The organism is Neptunomonas sp. ABH4_499 (assembly GCF_056160565.1).
In genome coordinates this window covers 24,826-45,659 of sequence record NZ_JBSWXK010000013.1, presented here as the reverse complement: position 1 = coordinate 45,659, position 20,834 = coordinate 24,826, and the positions used below count along the sequence as shown (strand labels likewise).

Sequence of the window (20,834 nt, the reverse complement as noted above, 5' to 3'; positions counted from 1 at the left end):
CAACTGAAAAAAGTAGCCGTATTATGCACAGGGTAGCCGCGTAATCCAACCAAGGATCAAGGATGATCGGATTTATTTTAGGGATTTTTGCTGCATCACGGCTTTCGGATACTTACATTCTTTGGGGCGTGTTGGCGCTTGGGCTGAGTGTGGTGCTAGTGGGCGCGGTGATCCATACAGGTCGCACCGCCCAGGCTCATCCGGTGAAAGTCAACTCAGTACACCTTCTTTGTGCAGTGCTCGGTGCGGTTTGGTTTTTTATTCATGCCGATTGGGGGCTATCGCACCGATTAAAACTTAATCAGGTGGATGTTTGGGCTATCTCAGGTGTCGTGGATGATCTGGTGTTAATCAAGCCGGGTTATCAACGGTTTCGCTTACGAGTGGATTCGGTGTCTAAAACTGAATCCACCAAAACCCAAGCTGAGCCACCGAATCTTCGATTCATAACCCTAAATGTTTACAACACCGATCACCTCTACCACGCGGGCGACGCAATCCACGTCGTGGCAAAACTGAAACCACCGCACAGTTATCGAAACCCCAAGGCGTTTGATCTTGAACGTCACGCCTTTATTAGGCGGGTGGACGCAACGGGGTACGTAAAAGTCTTGCTCGATTTTGAACCTGCAAGCGCTGTTTCGATCAATGCCATTCGATCCCGAGTGGCCGAGTATCTCGATCGAGTCTTACCGGCAGAGGCTCCTCCACACTTGGCCGCAAAGGAGTCACTCAAAGCGCTTTGGATAGGTGACAAGCGCGGCATTAGTCCGAGTCATTGGCAAGTCCTTCAAATCACAGGTACGGCCCATTTATGGGTAGTCAGCGGTTTGCACATCGGTTTGTGTGTCTTGGCGGGCCTTATGGCTGGCCGCTTAATTGGCGGTGTGGTGGGGCTCTTTTTAAAGCGTAGGGAAGTGCGCTCGGCCCGCATCTCTTTGTTGTTAGGGGTGATCACCGCGCTTGTGCTCAGTGGTGTTTATGTCCTGCTGGCGGGAAGCTCTCTGCCCACCCAGCGCGCTTGGCTGATGGCGGCTGTGGTGCTGGGTTCATATCTATTCCAAAAAGAGATCGCGCTTTGGCAGCGCTGGCTGGTCGCACTGACCGTGGTGTTAGCCTCGGATCCACTCGCCATTTACGAAACCGGTCTTTGGCTGAGTTTTTGGGCCGTGGGTGTGCTGATGCTGTTAGGCTCTAGGCGCAAAAAAGAGGGTAAGGTACGTCAAGCTTTTCGGATGCAGGTATGGATGGGCCTTTTGATGATGCCATTGATGCTCACCCTGTTTGATGGCGTATCCTGGATATCGCCTTGGGTGAATCTTTGGGCTATCCCCCTAATGTTGATCCTGTTAGTAGCAAGCGCAGTAGCCGGTTTAATAAGCTTATTAGGCCCTTTGGCTCCCCTTGAGTGGGTGGCTTGGCTCTTGGATCAATTCTGGTCTTTGCTGGTGTGGCATTCAAACGCTTTGCCAAATGGTTTTCTGAGATGGTCGTTGCCTGAGGGCAGTAGCCTTTGGTTGATTGCCTTGATGCTCTGCTTGTTGATGAGGCATCGACTTAAGTGGGTGCTGATGATGGCCTTGTTGATCCCCTTGGTTTTGCCTGCAAAGCCGCATTTATCCGAAGGGGCGTTTGAGGCCCGTGTTTATGATGTTGGACAGGGCTCGGCTGTTTTGATCCAAACTCGTGATGCTCGCTTATTGTATGATTCGGGTGCTGTTTACCGCTCAGGAATAACCGCCTTTGAGCGTGCTGTTTGGCCGCTTTGGCAGTTCCAGAATATTGAGCGCTTAGATAAGCTCATCATCAGTCACTCGGATACCGATCATATTGGTGGCGCTTCTTTCATTCTCGACAAAACCAAGGTCGCCTCTTTGGATTACGGCTCACCTTGGATCCTACCTATTGATGCTTCAATTAAACGTCAGTCGTGCCACGATGCGCCGGCTTGGGACTGGAATGGGGTTCGGTTTGAATACATTCGCGACCCTAGGCAGCAAAGCTCCAACGATACCAATCAGCAGTCCTGTATTTTAAAGGTGCAAGGGCGGGAGTGTTCTTTGTTGCTGATGGGTGATGCCGATACCGAAGTGGAGGCGTGGTTAATGCCCAAAATTGGCCCTGTCACTTGGCTTATGGTTGGGCATCATGGCAGTAAGACCTCGACATCAAGCGCCTTGCTTGAAGTCGCACAACCGCAAGCGGCCATTATTTCGGCGGGTTTTTTAAATCGATATCGGCATCCGCACCCAACCGTGGTTGAGCGGATACGTGCTTATGACATACCGATTCATCGGACAGACCAAGCAGGGATGATCACCTTAAAAAGTGATTCACAAGGTTGCCGATTGGATACCCACCAACAGTCTCAAAAGCGACTCTGGTCAAAGGGTTAAGGCCTTACTCGTTCGATGAAAGCTATGGTAAAGTAGCCACCTCACATTAGGAGGTATGCACGTGTTTGAATTGATGACCACTGGTGGGTGGTTGATGATCCCCATCATCGCCTGTTCTGTAGTATCGCTGGCTATTTGTCTGGAGCGCATCTGGTTTTTGCGCACCGATAAAGTAACCCCTCAAGGACTAACACGAGATATCTGGACCCGATTAAACAACAAATCCCTCACGGCGGATGATTTAAAAGCGATTAAAAACGCGAGTCCTTTAGGGCGCATTATGGTGGCGGGTTTGAATAACGCCTCCCACGGTCGCGAGGTGATGAAAGAGAGCATTCAAGAAGCCGCTACCCAGGTGATTCATGAGCTGGAGCGCTTTTTAACCGCACTTGGCACCATCGCCGCCATTGCGCCGCTGCTGGGTTTGTTGGGTACCGTAATTGGTATGATCAAGGTGTTCACCATGTTGATGGCCTCAGGTACGGGTAACATGGGTTTGTTTGCAGGTGGTATTTCCGAAGCCTTGATGACCACGGCCGCAGGCCTTGTGGTGGCCATTCCTACCTTGATTGCGCACCGTCATTTGCAGCGTAAAGTCGATTCACTGGTCGTGAACATGGAGCAAGAGGCCATCAAACTGGTCGAAGTGGTTCATGGTGAGCGCTCCATCGAAACCAAAAACTGATCCCGAGGCCGGTTGTGAAATTCCAAAGACAAAAACGAGAAGAGGTCAGCGTTAACCTGACCCCTCTGATCGATGTCGTGTTCCTCCTGCTGATCTTTTTTATGGTATCCACCACCTTTACCAACGAAGCGCATCTTGAGGTAGACCTCCCGGAGGTTTCTGAGACTGAAGTCAGTAATCTTCCGGAGGACCTGATCGACATCATCATTACGGCCGATGGTAACTTCAGTGTGAATGATCAGCCTTTGATCAACGCACAAGCATCGACCTTACGTAACGCACTGATCAAAATCTTAGGCGATAACGCCAATGCCGAAGAGAAACCACCACTGGCCATTACCGCGGATGCGAAAACACCGCATCAATCCGTTGTAACCGCGATGGATGTGGCCGGTAAGCTGGGTTTCACCAAGCTGAGCATGACCACGCAGCAGGTCAGTGAATAATGAACCGATTGGAAAAGGCATGGTACAGCAACGCCTGCTGGCCAAAGGTGTTAGCACCGCTTGAGTGCCTTTTCCGCCGTCTTGCCAAGCGCAAAGCCCAGCAAGATAAAGCCAAGCAGTGGCAGCCGCCGGTACCACTTTGGGTGGTGGGTAACATCGCGGTTGGCGGTACCGGGAAAACGCCCTTTACCATCGCCTTGGTCAATGAGTTAAAACAGCTTGGTTGCAAGCCGGGTATTGTCAGTCGCGGTTACAAAGCGATGCCTGCGTCGTTTCCACATTGTGTTGATGACAGCGATACCGCCTTGATTGCTGGTGATGAGCCGTTGCTGCTTAAGCGTCGGGCTCAAGTGCCCGTTGTCATTGATCCTGATCGCTCGCGTGCTTGTCAGACGCTTCTGTCCAATTACGATTGCGATATCATCATCAGTGATGATGGCATGCAACATTACAAGATGGGGCGCACGCGTGAGATCGTCCTGATTGATAAGGCGCGTGGTTTAGGAAATGAGCACTGTTTGCCCGTGGGTCCGCTGCGTGAATCCAATTCTCGTTTGGCGGATGTGGATCTGGTGGTTTTAAACGGCCAAGGCTCATTCGAATACGCACCGTCTCTCTCCATGAGCTTGGCCTCTAGCCGAGTGATCTCCTTGATGAGCGGTCAGCCGATCACCATTGAAGAGTGCTTAGCGGCCCATCCAGAAGTGCATGCGTTGGCCGGTATTGGTCATCCAGAGCGCTTTTTTACGATGTTAGAGCAATACGGGTTCAAGATTCATCGTCACCCGTTTGGCGATCATCATGCGATAACCGAGCAAGATGTCAGCTTTGATGGGGATTTACCCATCTTAATGACCGAAAAAGACGCCGTAAAATGCGGCGCGTTTTCAACGGTGTTAAAGCAACGGCTTTTTTACTGGCCGGTTGAAGCGGCCTTTGAAACACCGTTATCATCCATCATTACCCCGTGGTTGGCACAAGATCGAGCCAGCCTTTCGGAACAACGACCTTAAAGAGTTTAAACATGGATAAGAAATTATTGGATATCTTGGTATGTCCTGTTTCCAAGGCACCTGTTGAATACAATGCAGAAACCAATGAGTTGATCTGCCGTGCCAGTGGCCTTGCATACCCGATTCGTGATGATATTCCGGTGATGCTGGAATCAGAAGCGCGTACGCTCACAGCTGAAGAGCGCGTTAAAGAATCCCGTTATTAGCACTTAAGGAAGACACGACTATGGGTTTTAGCGTTATCATCCCAGCGCGATTTGGCTCTTCTCGGTTTCCGGGTAAGCCTTTAGCCGATATTCACGGCAAGCCGATGATCCAGCACGTGTATGAGCGTGCGCTGAAAAGTGAGGCTGACCGAGTCATCATTGCCACCGACGATGAGCGTATTGAGTCCGTAGCAAAGGCGTTTGGCGCCGAAGTGTGCATGACACGAGACGACCATCCATCCGGGACCGATCGCCTTCAAGAGGTGGTGTCCCAGTTAGGTTTGGACGATGATGCGGTTGTGGTCAACGTGCAAGGTGATGAGCCATTGATCCCTGCGAGTGTGATCAATCAGGTGGCGAAGAACTTACTCAATGCACCAACGGCCAGCATAGCAACGTTATCGGAGCCGATCGAAACGCTAGAATCCTTGATGAATCCAAATGTCGTTAAGGTTGTCTCGGACGCTTACGGTATGGCGATGTACTTTAGCCGTGCGCCGATTCCTTGGCCGCGTGATGCGTTTATGAAAAATCCTGATCAAATGCCAGAAGGGTTCTCGTGGCAGCGTCATATTGGTATCTACGGTTACCGTGTCAAACTCTTGAACGATTTTGTTCAATGGCCGTCGGCTCAAGTCGAAGATACGGAGTGCTTAGAGCAGCTTCGTGCCCTTTGGAATGGGGCGAAAATTCACGTGGAAGAAGCGTGTGAATTACCGCCACCGGGTGTGGATACGCCAGAAGACCTTGAGCGCATCCGTGCGCTGTTAGGCGAATGATCTAGCGGGCTGTGTGGATCAAGCGATGAATAAACGTCAGCTTGTTCTCCACAGCCTTGTTCAGTACAAAAGGATACGCATCGGGCAATCCCATGCTGCGGTTCAGTGAGTTTAAAATCACTGAGAACCGTACCCAGGTATCCAAAATATTTCGCATCTCCGAGCGCTTACCAAATAAGGGGTCATCTTGAGGCAAATCCACCTCGCTGATCACCGGTGAGTTGTCTTGGCGAAGCTCCGCTTTTACCTGCAAGCCATAACTTTGGGCGGTTTCGAGCGTATCGACCACATGTAAATAATGGGCCCAAGTCTCTGCAAAGTCCTCCCATGGATGCATGGTCGCGTATTCCGAGATGTACTCATTTTGCCAGTTGGCTGGTGCGCCTTGTTGGTAGTGGCGATCCAGTGCCTCTTGGTAGTCGATCTGTTCATCCCCAAAGCAATCCCGGAATGCGGCCAGCCAGTGTTCATCGTCTCGGATCAAAAGATCCCAATAATAATGCCCAATCTCATGGCGAAAATGCCCTAACAGGGTACGGTAGCGCTCACCCATGGCCACGCGTGCCTGAGTGCGAGCAACATCGTCGGCTTCCGCGATGTTGATGGTGATTAAGCCATTCGCATGACCGGTAAAGACGGGGTCCAGTCCTTCAATCGGGGTTGTGAAATGATCAGAGGCGGTTTTATCCGCTAAAAACGAAAAGCTTAAGCCTTTTTCGGGGTCTTCTTGTTTGGTGATTAAAGGGAGATCCAGCGCATCTAAAGTGAACAGCGTTCGGCGTTTGGCCAGTTCCAGTTTATGCCAGAGGTTTTGGTGATGTTCGATGCTAAGGTCTGGAATGCCTTCGTTAAATTGACAAAAACGGCACAAAGGCTGTTCGGCGCTTTGCGCAAGGGGAATCATCGCATTACAGACATGATGCTGGCTATAATTGGTACACGGGGTATAGAGCTGAGTGCCGCCTGCTACTTGGTACACTCCGGCTTGATCGGTTGGGTCAAAGGCTTTAATCGCTTTTTGGTCATCAGCGTAGCCCAGTAATCGTTGGCACGCGATGCACTGGCAGCTTTCAAAGAACAGAAGGTGATCATCGCCACAGTGGCAGGTAAAAATTTTCATATCGACGACTCGAAATAAAGATACTGGGTTGGAGTGTATCTGGAGAGATCCGTTCCTTGGAATGCTTCACTCACTAGAATAGTCCGTTCCCGACAATGCCCCATCGTTTTGGGCCTCTCGTACGTACAATCTACTGTGAAGAATAGTCAAAGGTAATACAAGATGGATATTGGTTACACAGGTGCGCTCTCGGGTGTGTTTTTGGTGTTGGTCACGGTATTAGCCCAGCATGCCATCGCAAGTGCGGTGAAAGCGAAAGAGCCGGGCGCTATTCCCGGTAAAATTGATGACGCGCTCAGCCACGACTCGTTTGTGTTTCGCGCGCATCGTACGTTCTGGAATTCGATTGAGAATTTGCCGCTGTTTCTCGGGAGTGTGGCCTTGGCCATCGCCTTGGGTGTTGATTCTGGGAGCCTTGCGGTGGCCGTCTGGGTGTTTGCGTTGGCTCGTGTGGCGCACATGGGGCTTTATTACGCAATCGCCACAGAGCGTAACCCAAGCCCTCGAAGCTATGCCTTCATGATCGGCTACCTAGCCAACATTGTGATTCTTGGGCAGTGCTTGGGCGGCCTAATCGGTTAGCGATTATCCAATCGGTTGTAATCCAGTAAGCCACTGGTCAATGGCTGATCTTTCGCGTACCAAGCGTGGATGCGATCACTGATGGACCAAAATTCGGGTGCGTTACGGCGTACCCCAAATCGGTCCAATAACAACGAATACTGGGCCTCATCGACTACATTCGATAGGCTTTCTACAAAGTCTGGTATATCCGCTTCTTTTATGTGGAAGATAGCATCAGGGTAGGGGCTAATGATGCCGTGGCCTACCGTGATTTTATCCTCGTTGCGTGCTCGGCGATCATCCTCATCAAACATCGACGAGATATTAAAGTAGGCCGAATCCGAGGTCAGGCTTAACACGGTGTCATTACCTTGGTTGGTCTCGACCAAAATGAGCACGCTCTCGGGCAATAGGGTTGCGGGCGTGCCTTTCAAGTTAAAGAGCCGCTTAAGCCACTGATTTGTGTCATCGGCCAGCGGGCTTTTGCCTAGATCAAACGGGTTTGTGACCGCATCCGCTAAATGGGAGCGTAAGCTCGCTTCAAGCGCAAAAGTGTGATCTGGCCCGCGTGTTTTCACCAATGCAGGGACGCCTGCGTGTTTCAACACGTTTAAGTAAGGCTCGATGTCATCCAGTGCATCACGGTACCAAAAACGGACCTTCTCATCGCGCACCTCTTCGGGCAGCATCGATAGGTAGTTCATTTCCGATTCCATCCGCAAAAAATCCATGTACATGCGCGTCATCGCTTGATGCGAGACAGAGCCATACACATCGAAGCCTGCCACCAGCAGATAGTGAATGCGCTCCAGAATAGGGTAGTCGATCAACCAAACCGTTTTGGGGGATGTACCCACGAGGCCTTTGGATACGCTGGCACTGTCGTGATGACGGAACACCGTCAGCGCTGCATTCGGGTTGGATTGATCTCCATTCCAAACAATACCGACACCTGTTTCGGTCAATTGATCGCTTTTTGCACCCAAAAACGCCGCTTTGGCGTGTAGGTATTCTTTTTGACCTTCGGCGTAATCAAGCCAATGCGCGATCGATAAAAAGTCGCTTTCAGAGCCCGCCGGCATACTTAAGTGCGCCATCTGATCCGCCAAAAAAGCCGACGATTCTGGGGTGGAGAACTGGCCTGGGGCTGCAAAAAAGACCCAGAAGCGATCTTGAATCACATTAAGCGCCACCGCACCTCGGCAAACATTGCCTTTGATGTAATTCATGATGGTGAATTCGGCTTCGCTCAGTAAAAAGCGGTAGCGGGATTCTGGCGGAATCGCCTGAAAGGTTAAGAAAGGATTCGAGGCGTGTTCCGGCAGATAATCCGGCAAGGTCGTGACCTCAAAGTCGGGCTCCACAAACCATCTTTTCCAGTCCGCTAAGCGTTTGGCATCTAAGCGATATGGCATGTGGGTTTTGGCCAAAACGCTGTCTGGGTTATGCCATAAACGGTAATAGACCCGCTCGGTTTTCGGGTCATCAAACGGGCGTCGGGTTGCGATACGCTTTATCGGTGTGCCAGGCGGTGAGCTGGAGCGCACCAGCTTAAAATAATGGCTCTTTTGGCCGTCATCTTGGAAGTACAAGTTAGCCAGATACAGGTGCTCGTACAGGTAGCGGGCCATTAACTGACGTTTTAGATCGTCTTGGTTAAGAAACTCCTCCCACACATCCACAAACGGCCGTAGTATGGCTGGGGTGGGCTTGGCCGAGAGATACGGCGCGCCTTGTTCGATCCAACGCGTTAACACCGAATGTTCTTTATCACTGAGCTCCGGTAAGCCGTAAGGCATCCCCCAAAGAGGATAATCTTCGGCGAAGTCGTCAAATTCATCCGGTTTTGGACACTGTTGATCTCTCGCAAGGGAAAAATCAAACGAGTCTGGCAAGCGTCCATGAGTCGGTAGTGGGTTGGCTCGCTTCAGTTGCAACATGCGGGCAAAGACGCTGGTGGTTGGGTCGTTTTGTGTGGCATCTAACACGCTGTAAAAGCCTTTCGAGCGCCACGCTTCTAACGTATCAGCGTCTTGATATAAGCGTGTTAGTGGCGCTTCGCGAAGGCGCTCGCCTTCATAAACGCGTGCTTTACTGGCGCCTCGGGCTAGGCCTTCAAAGGACTCCATCTTTAGTTGGCAGGGGGCGTCGTAACAGCCATGGCACACAATGCAGCGTTGCTCTAACAATTGCTTAACATCGCGCTCGACAAATCGCTGATTAAACGAGGGTGTATCTGACTCGGCATGGGCTTGAAGACCTACTAGGCCTGCTATCACCCCCAGCAAGGTGATCGTAACTTGTGTGCGAAAAGTGGGCAGCTTATCAAGCGATGATGTGTGATGTTTAAAATCGAGTTGATGGGTGAACACCGCTAAAGCCCCGGCCAGAGAAAGGTTGGCTTACGATAACAGAAAAGGGCGTAAACCACCGATAAAAGTGTCGCTTTTTTGACTAAGGGGAATTTTGTTGAGCTTTGTCAGTCAGTTTTATGAGATCGGCTATTAAGATCGATCCGTACAGATGACAAAACAAACCGTGTAATAAAGAAGTGGCGCATGTCCAGTGAAGGCTATCATGAACCGGTAAGCGAGCTGTCCGACGAAACCCGTGATATGCACCGTGCCATTGTATCTCTGATGGAAGAGTTAGAAGCTGTCGATTGGTACAACCAGCGTATTGATGCGTGTAAGGATGAGGAGCTTAAGAAGATTCTCGCGCACAACCGCGATGAGGAGAAAGAGCACGCCGCGATGGTGATCGAGTGGATCCGTCGTAAAGATCCTAAATTTGATGGTGAACTCAAAGATTATGTCTTTACCGAGGGGGCCATTACTCATCACGAGCCATAAGCCTCGACGTCCAAACACCTAGGTTGGATCGCATGACAAGAAGCCGCATAATAGTGCGGCTTTTTTTTTGGATGCGAGGTTGGAATGCTGTTAGGAACACATCATGTGGCGATCATCTGCCAAGATTATCAACGATCCAAGGCGTTTTATGTCGACCTCCTAGGTTTAGCTGTACTGGATGAACATTACCGCGAAGCTCGGGATTCCTGGAAGTTGGATTTAGCGCTACCCGATGGAACCCAAGTGGAGTTGTTTTCTTTTCCCAGTGCGCCTAAGCGTCCAAGTTACCCCGAAGCGCAAGGCCTTCGACATCTGGCGTTTAAGGTCGCTGACCTTGATAAGGCCGTAGAGCATCTTGAGGCTCATGGTATTGTTGTGGAGCCGGTTCGGGTAGATGAGTACACCGGTAAGCGATTTACCTTTTTTGAAGATCCGGATCATCTGCCGCTGGAGCTTTACGAGGTCTAGTGACACAAGCTGAATCGAGTTTTGCGCATGGATTATCAATGTGAAGGATAGGGTATGTGTGCACTCAACATAGGTCTGTTTTACGGAAGTTCGACCTGTTACACCGAAATGACCGCTGAGAAAATACGTGATTATATCGGCGAATCGGTGGTTACTTTGTACAATGTGGCTGATTGCGATCTTAACGCTTTCGATAACCATACTTTTTTAATGTTAGGCATCCCAACGTGGGATTACGGTGCGCTCCAAGAAGACTGGGAAGAGATCTGGGATGCGCTTGAAAGCATCGACTTTGAGGGTAAGCAGATCGCATTGTTCGGATTGGGTGATCAGATTGGCTACCATCAGTGGTTTCTGGATGCGATGGGCTATCTGCATAACAAGTTGGTGGCTAAAGGGGCTGAGCCTCATGGATATTGGCCGGTAACGGGTTACGAGTTTTCTGAGTCCCAAGCACTTACAGAGGATAAGCGTCAATTTGTCGGCTTGGCGCTTGATGAAGAGAACGAATATGACTTAAGCCAAGAGCGCATAGAGACGTGGTGTGACCAAGTATTGGCTTCGTTTGAACAGGTGCCTGGATCTTAAGTCTGGTTTTATGAAAATTATATAAGTATTTGAAATAATGAAAAAAGTATTGTTTGTTTGCTTAGGTAATATCTGTCGGTCGCCCAGTGCCCATGGCATTTTTGAAACGCTCGTGGCGCAAGCTGGCGCGGACAGTTGGATTGAAGTGGATTCGGCCGGTACCGCTGCGTATCACATTGGAAAGTCACCCGACCCGCGATCGGTTCAGGCCGCCAAAAAACGGGGCTATGATTTAAGCCATCTGCGTGCGCGACAAGTGACCGAAGATGACTTTGACACTTTTGACTTCATTTTAGCGATGGATCGCGAGAACCTTGCCAATCTTCAAGCGATGCGACCAGATGGCAGTAAAGCCAAACTGCGCCTCTTCCTAGAGTACGGTCAATGCGTCGAGCAAGAGGTGCCTGACCCATACTACGGAGGGGATGCCGGCTTTGAACACGTGTTGGATCTGGTTGAAAACGCAAGCACCGGTTTGCTGATGAGTTTGGAGCGTCAAAAGCCATTATGAGCGATTCTCTAGTCATACAAACGGGTGTCGATTTAAGTCACCGCAATACACTTGGGTTTAACTCGCGCTGCGAATATTACTGTGAGCCTAAATCTGAAGCGCAAGTGGACGAGGCGCTGGCCTTTGCCAAAGAGAAAGGCCTCTGCGTTTCGGTGCTTGGTGGCGGAAGCAATATTTTAATCAGTCCACATATTGATGGCCTTGTGATCTGCCCGATGCTCAAAGAGCAATCCATCACGGAAGGTCAGGATGATGTTCAACTTCATGCAGGGGCTGGCATCGAGTGGCACTCACTGGTGGCGTGGAGCATTGAACAGGGCTTAAGTGGTCTTGAAACGCTTGCGCTTATCCCAGGGCATGTGGGTGCGGCTCCGATTCAAAATATCGGAGCGTACGGCGTTGAAGTGAAAGACCGCTTGGTCAGTGTGCGTGCATTTGATCAAGCCCAGCAACAGTGGCGTACGCTTAGCAATGCGGAATGCGATTTTGGGTATCGAGACAGTTTATTTAAACGTCATCCGGGGCGTTTTATCGTAACGAGTGTGACCTTCTCGTTAACCCGATCCAACAAAGCGCAGCCGATCCGTTACTCGGCTTTGGCCAATGCTATTGATCACCCATCCCCGAGTACAAATCACGTTTTTGATGCGGTGTGTGCGATGCGTCGATCCAAATTGCCGGACCCTGCCATCATCGGGAACGCTGGAAGCTTTTTTAAAAACCCGGTGATTGAAGCGCCGCTTTGGAAGCAGATCCAAACCCGTTACCCTGATGCGGTTGGGTTTGATGCAGAGCCAGGGTATAAAAAAATGGCCGCAGGTTGGTTAATCGACCGTTTAGGCTGGAAAGGAAAGCAGCAAGGAGCGGTGGGCGTCTACCCTAAACAGGCTTTGGTGTTAACCCATCAAGGGGGCGGCACATTGGATGAGCTTCTGGCGCTCGCCAACGAGATCCAAAGTAGCGTTCGCGATAACTTTAGTATCGATTTGGAAATAGAGCCTCAATTGTTTCCACAAAGCGACACATTAAGGTGATATTCTGCCGGTCGGCATAATAATGCTCAAGTATTTCAGGTTTTGCCTGATTAAAAGAAGAACAGCAAAGCAGATGGCATGGAGTCCGTAGTGAAGAACTTGAAAATAAAACAAAAAATGTTGATTTTGACCGCCGTACCTTTGATCTTGGCGGTTGTGATCATCACCGGTTTGTCGATCGTTCAGATCCAAGCATCGGGTGAGATGGAGAAGAACACACTTCGTACCTCGATGATGGCCGATAAAGAAACGGCGCTGAAGGATTACATGTCGATCGTTGAGACCGCGATTCGACCTATCTTAAAGGATTACCCGCAATCCTCGCTGGCGCTGCCGCGCTTGAAAGACACGCTAACCACCATTCGCTATGGGGATGAAGATGGCTACATCTTTGCATTTAGCTTTGATGGCACCACCATGGTTCATGCCGGTCAACCGCAACTGGTAGGTGAGAACCTAATCGATATGCAGGATACCGATGGCACCAAGGTGATTGCGGAGCTGATCAAAGTGGCGCGTACCGGTGGTGGTTTTGTCGAGTATCGCTGGCACAAACCTTCTGAAGATGCGGAGTTTCCAAAGCTGAGTTACGCCACCAGCATCAACGAGTTGGGTTGGATGATCGGTACCGGTTTCTACATTGATGACATCGACAAAGCGGTGGCACGTCTGGAAGCGGAAGTGGAAGCGAATATCCTGAAAACCGTGATGACCTCTTCAATTGTGGGTGGTGTCATTCTGATTGTGATGCTGATCATCAACATCATCATTGCCAACCGTACCATGGTGAATCCTATTCGTGATCTGGCCGAAAGTGCACGCCAAATGAGTTTGGGGCAGATGGATACCGAGATTAAAGTCGATTCCAAAGATGAGATTGGCGAGCTGGCCTATGCGATCAGTCGTATGCAGAAAAGCTTAAAAGTGGTCTTTAAAAAGCTGCGCCAAAAATAAACTTAATCGATGTGCGATACCCCTTAAGGCAGCTTCGGCTGCCTTTTGTGCTATAACCTAAAGACGAGGAATGTGCAGGCAGTGAGCAGGATGAAGTCATGGTTATCCAAGGTAACAACCCATAAGCCCCTTATGATGGCGGGCGGCGGGTTTCTGTGCGCTTGGGTTTTGAGTGCTTTTTTCAATTTAAACCACTTATGGGTGGGCCATTTAAACGGATTATCCGTCTTGGGTTTGGATGATCTGCCCATCGCTTTATCCCTCTCCCTAATCGTATTGGCCATCTTTGGTTATCGCTACCGCAGTCATTTTAATGAGACGGCCAATACGCTATCGGATACTATCGAGCAGCTTGAACACGAAATAGAAGAGCGTAAACACGCTGAAGAGATGGCCGAATTACTGTCGGCCACAAAAAACGAAGTTTTGCACCGAGAGACCGAGCGCTCCGAGCAATTGGAGCTGATTACCCGCATGGGCGATTACATGGCCTCGGTGTCATCTCTGGATGAACTCAAACAGATCAGCACGCGTTTTCTTAGGAAGCTTCTGCCTAACCATGCCGTTGGTGTGCTCTTTACCGATCAGCACTTCTCTAAATGGACGTTGGAAGACGCTTGGGGGGACCGGCAGGAGCTGATCCACCGTGAATTTGAAACAAATGATTGCTGGGTACTGCGCCGTGGCCAGCCGTACATCGATCACTCCAACACCCACTCAATGACCTGTAACCATGCCAATAATCAGCATGTAAAGTCTGTGGCCTGTTATCCCATCTTTTGCCGTAACTTTCAGTTTGGGGTGTTACACCTTCGCTCGGAGGCAGAGCAAGTACCCTTGTTGACGCCCGAAGAGGAAAAACTGGTGGTCGGCGTGTGTAACACCATCGGTTTGCATTTTTATAACGCCAAGTTACGTGCCGAGCTCAGTCTGGCATCGAGCCGAGACGAATTAACCGGCTTGCTGAACCGAAGGGGCTTGGGGAATACGTTAAAACGAGAAATACATGCATCATCCAATCAGGGCTATCATGTGTCGGTTGCCATGATGGATATCGATCACTTCAAACAATACAACGATACCTATGGCCACCCCGAAGGCGATAAGGCCCTTCGGTTTGTCGCTGAGCAACTCACCAAGCACCTTCGTGCGCGTGATGTCATTGCCCGGTACGGTGGTGAAGAGTTTATCGTTATTTTGCCGAATACCCGTAAAGCAGAAGCGTTTAAAAAGCTCAAAAGCCTGTTAGAGGTAATTCATAAAGCGTCGGCGGCATCACCGGAATGCCAGCGCCCGATTACCTTATCGGTCGGGTTGGCCACCAGCCCAGAGGATCAGACCGATGAAGAGCGCTTGATTAAACTGGCCGATATGGCATTGTATGGCGCGAAAAAGCGTGGGCGTAATTGCGTGGTGCCTTATTTGAATCCGGCCAAGGTGCAGGAGAAAGGGGGCGCTAAACGTACGGTCGCTCGCGCTCAGGAAGAGCAACAGTAAGCGCATTGAATGATCCTCTACATAGCCGAAAAACCCAGCCTTGGGCGAGCCATCGCCGATGTACTACCGAAACCCCATCGCAAAGAAGACGGGTGCATCCGGCTGGCCAATGGGGATGTCGTCTCTTGGTGCATAGGGCATCTATTAGAGCTTGCCGAGCCTGAGCATTACGATGAGCGCTATCAAAAATGGTGTGTGGAAGACCTGCCGATTGTACCTAGCCAGTGGGAGTGGGTACCCAAGAAGGATACGCGCAAGCAACTCACATTGCTCAGAAAGCTGATCAAAGAAGCGGACGAAATTGTTCATGCAGGCGACCCTGACCGTGAGGGGCAATTGCTGGTGGATGAAGTCATCCAATATCTAAAAGTCCCCGCCTACAAAAAAGATCAAGCCAAGCGTTTATTGATCAGCGACTTAAACCCAAGTGCGGTGAAAAAAGCCCTGCATCAGTTAAAACTCAATCGTGAATTTATACCGTTATCTACATCCGCTTTGGCCCGTTCGCGTGCCGATTGGATGTACGGGATGAACATGACAAGGCTCTGTACCGTCACTGGCCGACAAGCCGGTTACAACGGGGTTCTGTCAGTAGGGCGCGTCCAAACCCCGGTTCTTGGTTTGGTGGTCGAGCGGGATCAAACCATTGAAAACTTCGTCTCAAAGCCTTTCTATGAGGTCTGGGCGCACATTGTGACCGATGCGAGCGAGCGCTTTAAAGCCAAATGGAAGCCGAGCGAAGCCTGTCAGCCGCATCAGGATGAGGAGGGGCGTGTCCTCAATAAAAAATTGGCCGACAATGTGGTTGAGCGTATCACTGGCAAACCCGCCAAAGTCAGTCAGTTTAAAGATCAGCGAAAGAAACAAGCCCCGCCTTTGCCGTATAACTTGTCGGCATTGCAGATTGATGCGGCCAAGCGTTTTCAAATGAGCGCTAAAACGGTGTTGGATGTCTGCCAAGGCTTGTATGAAAAGCATAAGCTCATTACGTATCCGCGCTCTGATAATCGCTACCTGCCCAAGGAGCATTTTCAGGAAGCCTCCCGTGTGGTGGCCGCGATTGAGCGCTTGGCACCCCCGTTAGCACCGCATTGTCAGCAGGCTGACCTTAGTCGCAAATCCAAAGCTTGGGATGACAAGAAAGTAGGTGCGCACCATGCGATTATCCCAACGGCAAAAGCCAGCTCTGGTGCGTTAAGCCAAGCGGAAAAAAATGTTTACGAGCTGATCGCACGCCAATACCTGATCCAGTTTTTTCCGTTCTTTGAATACGATGAGCGATTCATTGAGCTGATCATTGAAGGGGGCGTGTTTCAGGCCAAAGCTCGGGTCACTGCCATCGAGGGCTGGAAAGCGCTGTTCCCGCAACGAAAATCGGACTCAGCCCCATCGGATGATGATGGCCTGACGGATTTTTTACCGAAGCTTTCGGTCGGGGATATGGCCTTATGTGAGAGGGGAGAGTCGCAAGAAAAGCACACCCAGCCCCCAAAACCCTTTACGGATGCCACACTCATGTCGGCGATGACGGGCATCTCCCGTTACGTGAAAGATGCGGATATCCGAAAGATACTGCGCGAAACTGACGGACTAGGTACCGAGGCCACGCGTGCTTCCATCTTGGAGCTCTTATTCCGGCGCAACTATTTGAATCGAGAAGGCAAAAACATACGCTCTACCGAGACCGGACGGCGGTTGATTAACAGTCTTCCTGAGATGGCGGTTAAACCTGACATGACGGCTCAGTGGGAATCGCAACTGAGTGCGATCAGTGAAAAACAGCAAAATTACCAAGCGTTTATGGGCGCTCTGATCAACACCTTGCCGGACTTGATGAGCTCGGTCGAGGTCGGTCAATTTTCAGGTTTAAAAGGGCTTGGGAAACCTGCCGTGAAACGTCGGTCTAAAAGCAGCCGAAAGCCCCGTGCTAAGAAAGCCAGTTAAAACCAGCCCGTTTGTCCCGTTCGTTAGCTTACCCAGTATAGGATGCCTCTGAAAATGGATGCTAAGCGCACCTACTCAATTTGCTTTAAGCCCCATTGGTTGATGTCGCTCTTTGGCGCAAAAACCGCCGTCTTATCGTTGGGGGCGTCTGGGTTTTAGTTGAACATGAATGGACGCATAAAGCCTGTCCGTTTGGTGTCGTTAAAGCGGGATCAATCCGTTAAAGACGGTGCCTTTTTCTCGACGATCACCTTCGCCACGGATAAGGGACGAATTGCTCTGGATGGTCTTTCAAAAAACTTTTTAGATCAATCATTTAAAGAGATAAGATCATACTACTTATCGCATTTAGTACCCGATGTAAACGCCGCGGTCGATCAGATCTCAACCATCATAGAGGGAGGGTATCTTCGCGAAGCGGATGCAAAGCAGGCGCAAACGATTGCGCAAAAGGCGTTCGAGTCCTTTGGTGAAGTGCCCGAGTTTGATGAAGAGTGCCCGATCAATCTTACCCCGTTTGAGTGGGTTGCTTACGTTGCGAATTGGCAGGCAAGTGATATCAAAGCGCTGCAACAAGCTTTTATTGATGCAGAGCTTACGCGTTACCAGTCGTTTTTTGATCGGGTCGAGTCTCAGCCGTTAACGCAAAAGCAACGTGAAGCGTGCGTTATCAATGAGGAAAACAACCTAGTACTGGCAGGCGCAGGCACAGGCAAAACCAGCATCATGGTCGGGCGTGCTGGGTATCTGATCGAAAGCGGTCAAGCAAAGCCGCAGCAGATTTTGATGCTTGCGTTTGCTAACAAAGCCGCAAAGGAGATGCAGACCCGTTTAGACGCAAAGTTAAATGCCAAAGGGATAATGGCCACAACCTTTCATAAACTTGGTAAAGAGATCATTGCCAAGGTTGAAGGCAAACAGCCATCCATTACGCCCTTTGCTGAAGACGACAAGTTACTGGCATGGCAAGTGAACGAGTGGTTTGAGGCGCTGCTAAAACAGCCCGAGTATCAAGAAACCGCGATTCGTTATTTTGCGAAGTACCTGTACCCCGATGCGAATGAGTTCGACTTTGAAAGCGAAGGTGAGTATTACGACTTTCTGCTGGCAAATGACATCCGAACCTTAAAAGGCGAGCAGGTAAAAAGCCTGGGTGAATGCTTGGTGGCCAACTACCTATTCAAGCAAGGGATCGAGTACCGATACGAACCCCCTTATCAGCACGACACGGCAACGAAGGAGTATCGACAATACCGACCAGACTTCTACCTGCCGCAACACGACGTCTACATTGAGTACATTGGCACGGAACGCAATGGGAACACCGCCCCTTACATCAATGCACAGGAGTACAACGACAGCTTGGCTTGGAAGCGCTCTGTTCATGAAGCTCAAGGGACGACGTTAATCGAGCTTTTTCATTATCAAACCCAAGAAGGGATTTTGTTCAATGCGATTGATCATGCCTTGTCTTCGCTTAGGATAAACTGCGATCCATTACCGCCTGAGGCGGTCCTTGAAACATTAAGAGAGTTCGGGGCGATCCAGGCGTTTTCATCTTTATTGACGGATCTGTTAAAGCGCTACCGTGCCAATGGCTTTGAGCCAGAGCGTTTAGTCGAGGTGATCCAAGGGGCTGAGCGGCCTCATCAAGTTTCGGCGGCTTTAAACTTGTTAAAACCCATTGTGGATGCCTACGAGTCGATGCTTAAAGCACAAGGGTTAATCGACTTTGATGACATGGTCCATAAAGCGATCGAATATGTGAAATCGGGGCGGTTTGTCAGTCCTTGGACTTTTATATTGGTCGATGAGTTTCAGGACATCTCGGAGCCAAGGGCACGATTGATACAGCTTTTGAAAACCTCTGTCCCCGGGGCGACCTTGTTTGGTGTAGGGGATGACTGGCAGGCGATCTACCGATTTACCGGTAGTGATCTTACTTTAACCACCCAGTTTGAGAGCGTGTTTGGGCCAACCCGAATCACGCCGCTGGATTTAACTTTCCGCTTTAACAACCGCATCAGTAATGTGGCCACACGGTTTGTACTTGAAAACCCAAGTCAGCTTGCCAAAGAGTTAACGACGCAAAGCGTGGTGAATAAACCGTCGGTATCTGTGCTTAGGGCGGATAATCGCGATCAGCACGGTCCTATTACCGAGAGCCGTTTGGCGCGAGTGTTGGATAACATCGCGACGATGGCAAGCGAGGGTGCCAGTGTGCTTGTGCTCAGTCGTTTTGGGTTTTATCTTCCGGATCACTCCGAGCGTCGGGTATTGGAAGCGCGTTACCCAAACTTAACGCTTAGCGCTATGACCATCCATGCCTCCAAAGGCAAAGAGGCGGATTACGTAGTTTTGCTGGGGCTTGAAACCGGGAAGTTTGGGTTCCCGTCAAAAAAGCAGACGCACCCACTGCTGGACGCTTTTTTACCCAACGCAGAAACATTTGAATTTTCCGAGGAGCGCAGACTCTTTTATGTGGCGCTTACGCGTGCTAGACATCGAGCCTATTTGATTGCTGATATGGCAGTGGCCTCTGAGTTTGTTATCGAGCTGATTAAAGGCAAATACGATATCGAGTTGGCGGAGTTTGATACGAATCTGACTCAACACCTGTTTCATTTAATGAAGTGTGTCCGCTGTAAAACAGGAACGCTGGTTCGGCGTACCAGTCAGCATGGTTCGTTTTTGGGGTGCAGTAAATACCCGCTTTGCCAACACAAAGAACGTGTCTGTCAAAAGTGCTCTAGCCCAATGGTGCGTCAGGGGCGGTTCAAGGTGTGTTTGGATGCCTCATGTGCGCACACGGTGCCTATCTGTCCACAGTGCGGGGCAGAAATGGTGAAGCGCCGTGGTCAATATGGCGAGTTTTGGGGGTGCCGCAATTATGGTAACTCGCAATCGCCGTGCACCCATACGGAAAATACAATCGACGTTCGACTGAACGAGCCTCATCCAGCGTCGGAAACTTTATCCCCAAGTGTGCCTTCGTAAACCGTCTTCTTGGGTTCAAGTTCTTTAATCAGCGGTTGGATCTCGTCGAGTTTCGGCTGCTTTTTGGTCTGCGAAACCATAGAGCGGACCAACACCGCTTTGGCATGTTTCAGGTGGGAATAGGCCATTAAACGCTCACCATTATTTAAAAGCTGGTGGGCTTGTTGAATGTGAGCTTCAGCTACGACAAGGATGCTGAGCCAGTACAATTCCTGACCGTAACCTTTCGCTTGAGAGGGCGAAATTTTGTTTTGGTCGAGCATCTTTTTTAGCAGCTTTTCGGTGTAGTTGATGTAAATTTGGAACCGTTTGAGATCTTTATCATTGGTGAACTTGGCTTGCCCTGGCAGAGTTCGGTCGACCGACTCCTTTTGATTATTTACCTGAGTCATTAAATCCGAATCGGGCGCCAACAGGGTGATCTCTTCGATCAGCGATAGGGCGTGCTGATTGAGTCGATCTAAGATGTCATCTCGACAACCGGCTGATTTTAAAGCGGCGATGGTATCCAGAATATAAAAGGTTTGGGTTCGTAATTCGCGCAAACGATCCCCCTTGACTTCTGCGGCGTGTTCACGTCTTGATATAAAATAATTCAAGCCAATGGCACATAAGCCGATGAAGCCAATGAGTAAAAGATAATAGATGTATTCAGTTTGCAAGAACGGCTGCCTCTTTTTCTGAACGCTGTTGGAATGAAACAGACGGACATTAACGGTATGTTTGTAAACGCATCGTGCCAAGTTCGGAACACGCCTAAAGTATAGGATGTCCGAGGCT

At 50.1% G+C, this 20,834-nt stretch carries 19 protein-coding genes; 16 read left to right on the top strand and 3 right to left on the bottom strand.

What is annotated here, in order from left to right; all coding sequences use genetic code 11:
* Window positions 1-62 precede the first annotated feature (62 nt).
* From ACXAF9_RS13830 to kdsB, 6 genes are all read left to right on the top strand, one after another.
* Entirely contained in the window at window positions 63-2,396 is a 2,334-nt protein-coding gene (locus ACXAF9_RS13830; protein ID WP_475075273.1) for a DNA internalization-related competence protein ComEC/Rec2, read from the top strand.
* Between the two features lie 61 nt (window positions 2,397-2,457).
* Window positions 2,458-3,081 (top strand): MotA/TolQ/ExbB proton channel family protein, encoded by a 624-nt coding sequence (locus ACXAF9_RS13825; RefSeq protein ID WP_475075272.1) that lies wholly within the window; start codon window positions 2,458-2,460, stop codon window positions 3,079-3,081.
* Between the two features lie 14 nt (window positions 3,082-3,095).
* Window positions 3,096-3,527 carry an ExbD/TolR family protein gene (locus ACXAF9_RS13820; RefSeq protein ID WP_475075271.1) on the top strand — a complete coding sequence of 144 codons (432 nt, stop codon included), beginning with the start codon at window positions 3,096-3,098 and terminating at the stop codon, window positions 3,525-3,527.
* Window positions 3,527-4,540, top strand: a complete 1,014-nt coding sequence (gene lpxK / locus ACXAF9_RS13815; protein WP_475075270.1) for a tetraacyldisaccharide 4'-kinase — start codon at window positions 3,527-3,529, stop codon at window positions 4,538-4,540. The genes ACXAF9_RS13820 and lpxK overlap by 1 nt, the downstream gene beginning before the upstream one ends.
* 11 nt (window positions 4,541-4,551) lie before the next feature.
* Entirely contained in the window at window positions 4,552-4,746 is a 195-nt protein-coding gene (locus tag ACXAF9_RS13810) for a Trm112 family protein (protein ID WP_475075268.1), read from the top strand.
* A gap of 20 nt (window positions 4,747-4,766) precedes the next feature.
* Window positions 4,767-5,525, top strand: a complete 759-nt coding sequence (gene kdsB / locus ACXAF9_RS13805; protein ID WP_475075266.1) for a 3-deoxy-manno-octulosonate cytidylyltransferase — start codon at window positions 4,767-4,769, stop codon at window positions 5,523-5,525.
* Window position 5,526: 1 nt separating this feature from the next.
* On the opposite strand, the gene ACXAF9_RS13800 is transcribed toward kdsB, so the two are convergent.
* Entirely contained in the window at window positions 5,527-6,645 is a 1,119-nt protein-coding gene (locus tag ACXAF9_RS13800; protein ID WP_475075264.1) for a zinc-binding metallopeptidase family protein, read from the bottom strand.
* A gap of 162 nt (window positions 6,646-6,807) precedes the next feature.
* On the opposite strand from ACXAF9_RS13800, the gene ACXAF9_RS13795 reads away from it, so the two are divergent.
* Window positions 6,808-7,227 (top strand): MAPEG family protein, encoded by a 420-nt coding sequence (locus ACXAF9_RS13795; protein ID WP_475075261.1) that lies wholly within the window; start codon window positions 6,808-6,810, stop codon window positions 7,225-7,227.
* Here the strand turns inward: ACXAF9_RS13795 and ACXAF9_RS13790 are convergent.
* Entirely contained in the window at window positions 7,224-9,581 is a 2,358-nt protein-coding gene (locus ACXAF9_RS13790) for a fatty acid cis/trans isomerase (RefSeq protein WP_475075258.1), read from the bottom strand. The genes ACXAF9_RS13795 and ACXAF9_RS13790 overlap by 4 nt on opposite strands.
* A 186-nt stretch (window positions 9,582-9,767) precedes the next feature.
* Here ACXAF9_RS13790 and ACXAF9_RS13785 point away from each other — a divergent pair, with 186 nt between their 5' ends.
* The 9 genes from ACXAF9_RS13785 (at window position 9,768) to ACXAF9_RS13745 (ending at window position 20,054) form a co-directional block, all read left to right on the top strand.
* The gene (locus ACXAF9_RS13785; RefSeq protein ID WP_475075256.1) at window positions 9,768-10,061 is read left to right on the top strand and encodes an encapsulin-associated ferritin-like protein; all 294 of its coding nucleotides are present in this window, start codon (window positions 9,768-9,770) and stop codon (window positions 10,059-10,061) included.
* Between the two features lie 84 nt (window positions 10,062-10,145).
* Window positions 10,146-10,529 carry an SMU1112c/YaeR family gloxylase I-like metalloprotein gene (gloA2, locus tag ACXAF9_RS13780; protein ID WP_475075254.1) on the top strand — a complete coding sequence of 128 codons (384 nt, stop codon included), beginning with the start codon at window positions 10,146-10,148 and terminating at the stop codon, window positions 10,527-10,529.
* Between the two features lie 54 nt (window positions 10,530-10,583).
* Window positions 10,584-11,117, top strand: coding sequence for a flavodoxin FldB (fldB, locus tag ACXAF9_RS13775; protein ID WP_475075251.1), 534 nt, complete (start codon window positions 10,584-10,586; stop codon window positions 11,115-11,117).
* A 37-nt stretch (window positions 11,118-11,154) separates the two neighbouring features.
* The gene (locus ACXAF9_RS13770) at window positions 11,155-11,628 is read left to right on the top strand and encodes a low molecular weight protein-tyrosine-phosphatase (protein WP_475075249.1); all 474 of its coding nucleotides are present in this window, start codon (window positions 11,155-11,157) and stop codon (window positions 11,626-11,628) included.
* A complete protein-coding gene (murB, locus tag ACXAF9_RS13765) occupies window positions 11,625-12,662 on the top strand; it encodes a UDP-N-acetylmuramate dehydrogenase (protein ID WP_475075247.1) in 1,038 nt (345 codons plus the stop codon). The genes ACXAF9_RS13770 and murB overlap by 4 nt, the downstream gene beginning before the upstream one ends.
* 90 nt (window positions 12,663-12,752) lie before the next feature.
* A complete protein-coding gene (locus ACXAF9_RS13760; RefSeq protein ID WP_475075245.1) occupies window positions 12,753-13,616 on the top strand; it encodes a cache domain-containing protein in 864 nt (287 codons plus the stop codon).
* Between the two features lie 90 nt (window positions 13,617-13,706).
* A complete protein-coding gene (locus ACXAF9_RS13755) occupies window positions 13,707-15,113 on the top strand; it encodes a sensor domain-containing diguanylate cyclase (RefSeq protein ID WP_475075243.1) in 1,407 nt (468 codons plus the stop codon).
* 9 nt (window positions 15,114-15,122) lie between these two features.
* Window positions 15,123-17,057 carry a DNA topoisomerase III gene (locus ACXAF9_RS13750; protein ID WP_475075241.1) on the top strand — a complete coding sequence of 645 codons (1,935 nt, stop codon included), beginning with the start codon at window positions 15,123-15,125 and terminating at the stop codon, window positions 17,055-17,057.
* A 165-nt stretch (window positions 17,058-17,222) separates the two neighbouring features.
* Window positions 17,223-20,054: a UvrD-helicase domain-containing protein gene (locus tag ACXAF9_RS13745; protein ID WP_475075239.1), complete on the top strand. Its 2,832-nt coding sequence runs from the start codon at window positions 17,223-17,225 to the stop codon at window positions 20,052-20,054.
* Here ACXAF9_RS13745 and ACXAF9_RS13740 read toward each other — a convergent pair.
* Window positions 20,012-20,599 (bottom strand): DNA topoisomerase I, encoded by a 588-nt coding sequence (locus tag ACXAF9_RS13740; RefSeq protein WP_475075236.1) that lies wholly within the window; start codon window positions 20,597-20,599, stop codon window positions 20,012-20,014. The two genes, ACXAF9_RS13745 and ACXAF9_RS13740, sit on opposite strands and share 43 nt — an antisense overlap.
* Between the last annotated feature and the right edge of the window lie 235 nt (window positions 20,600-20,834).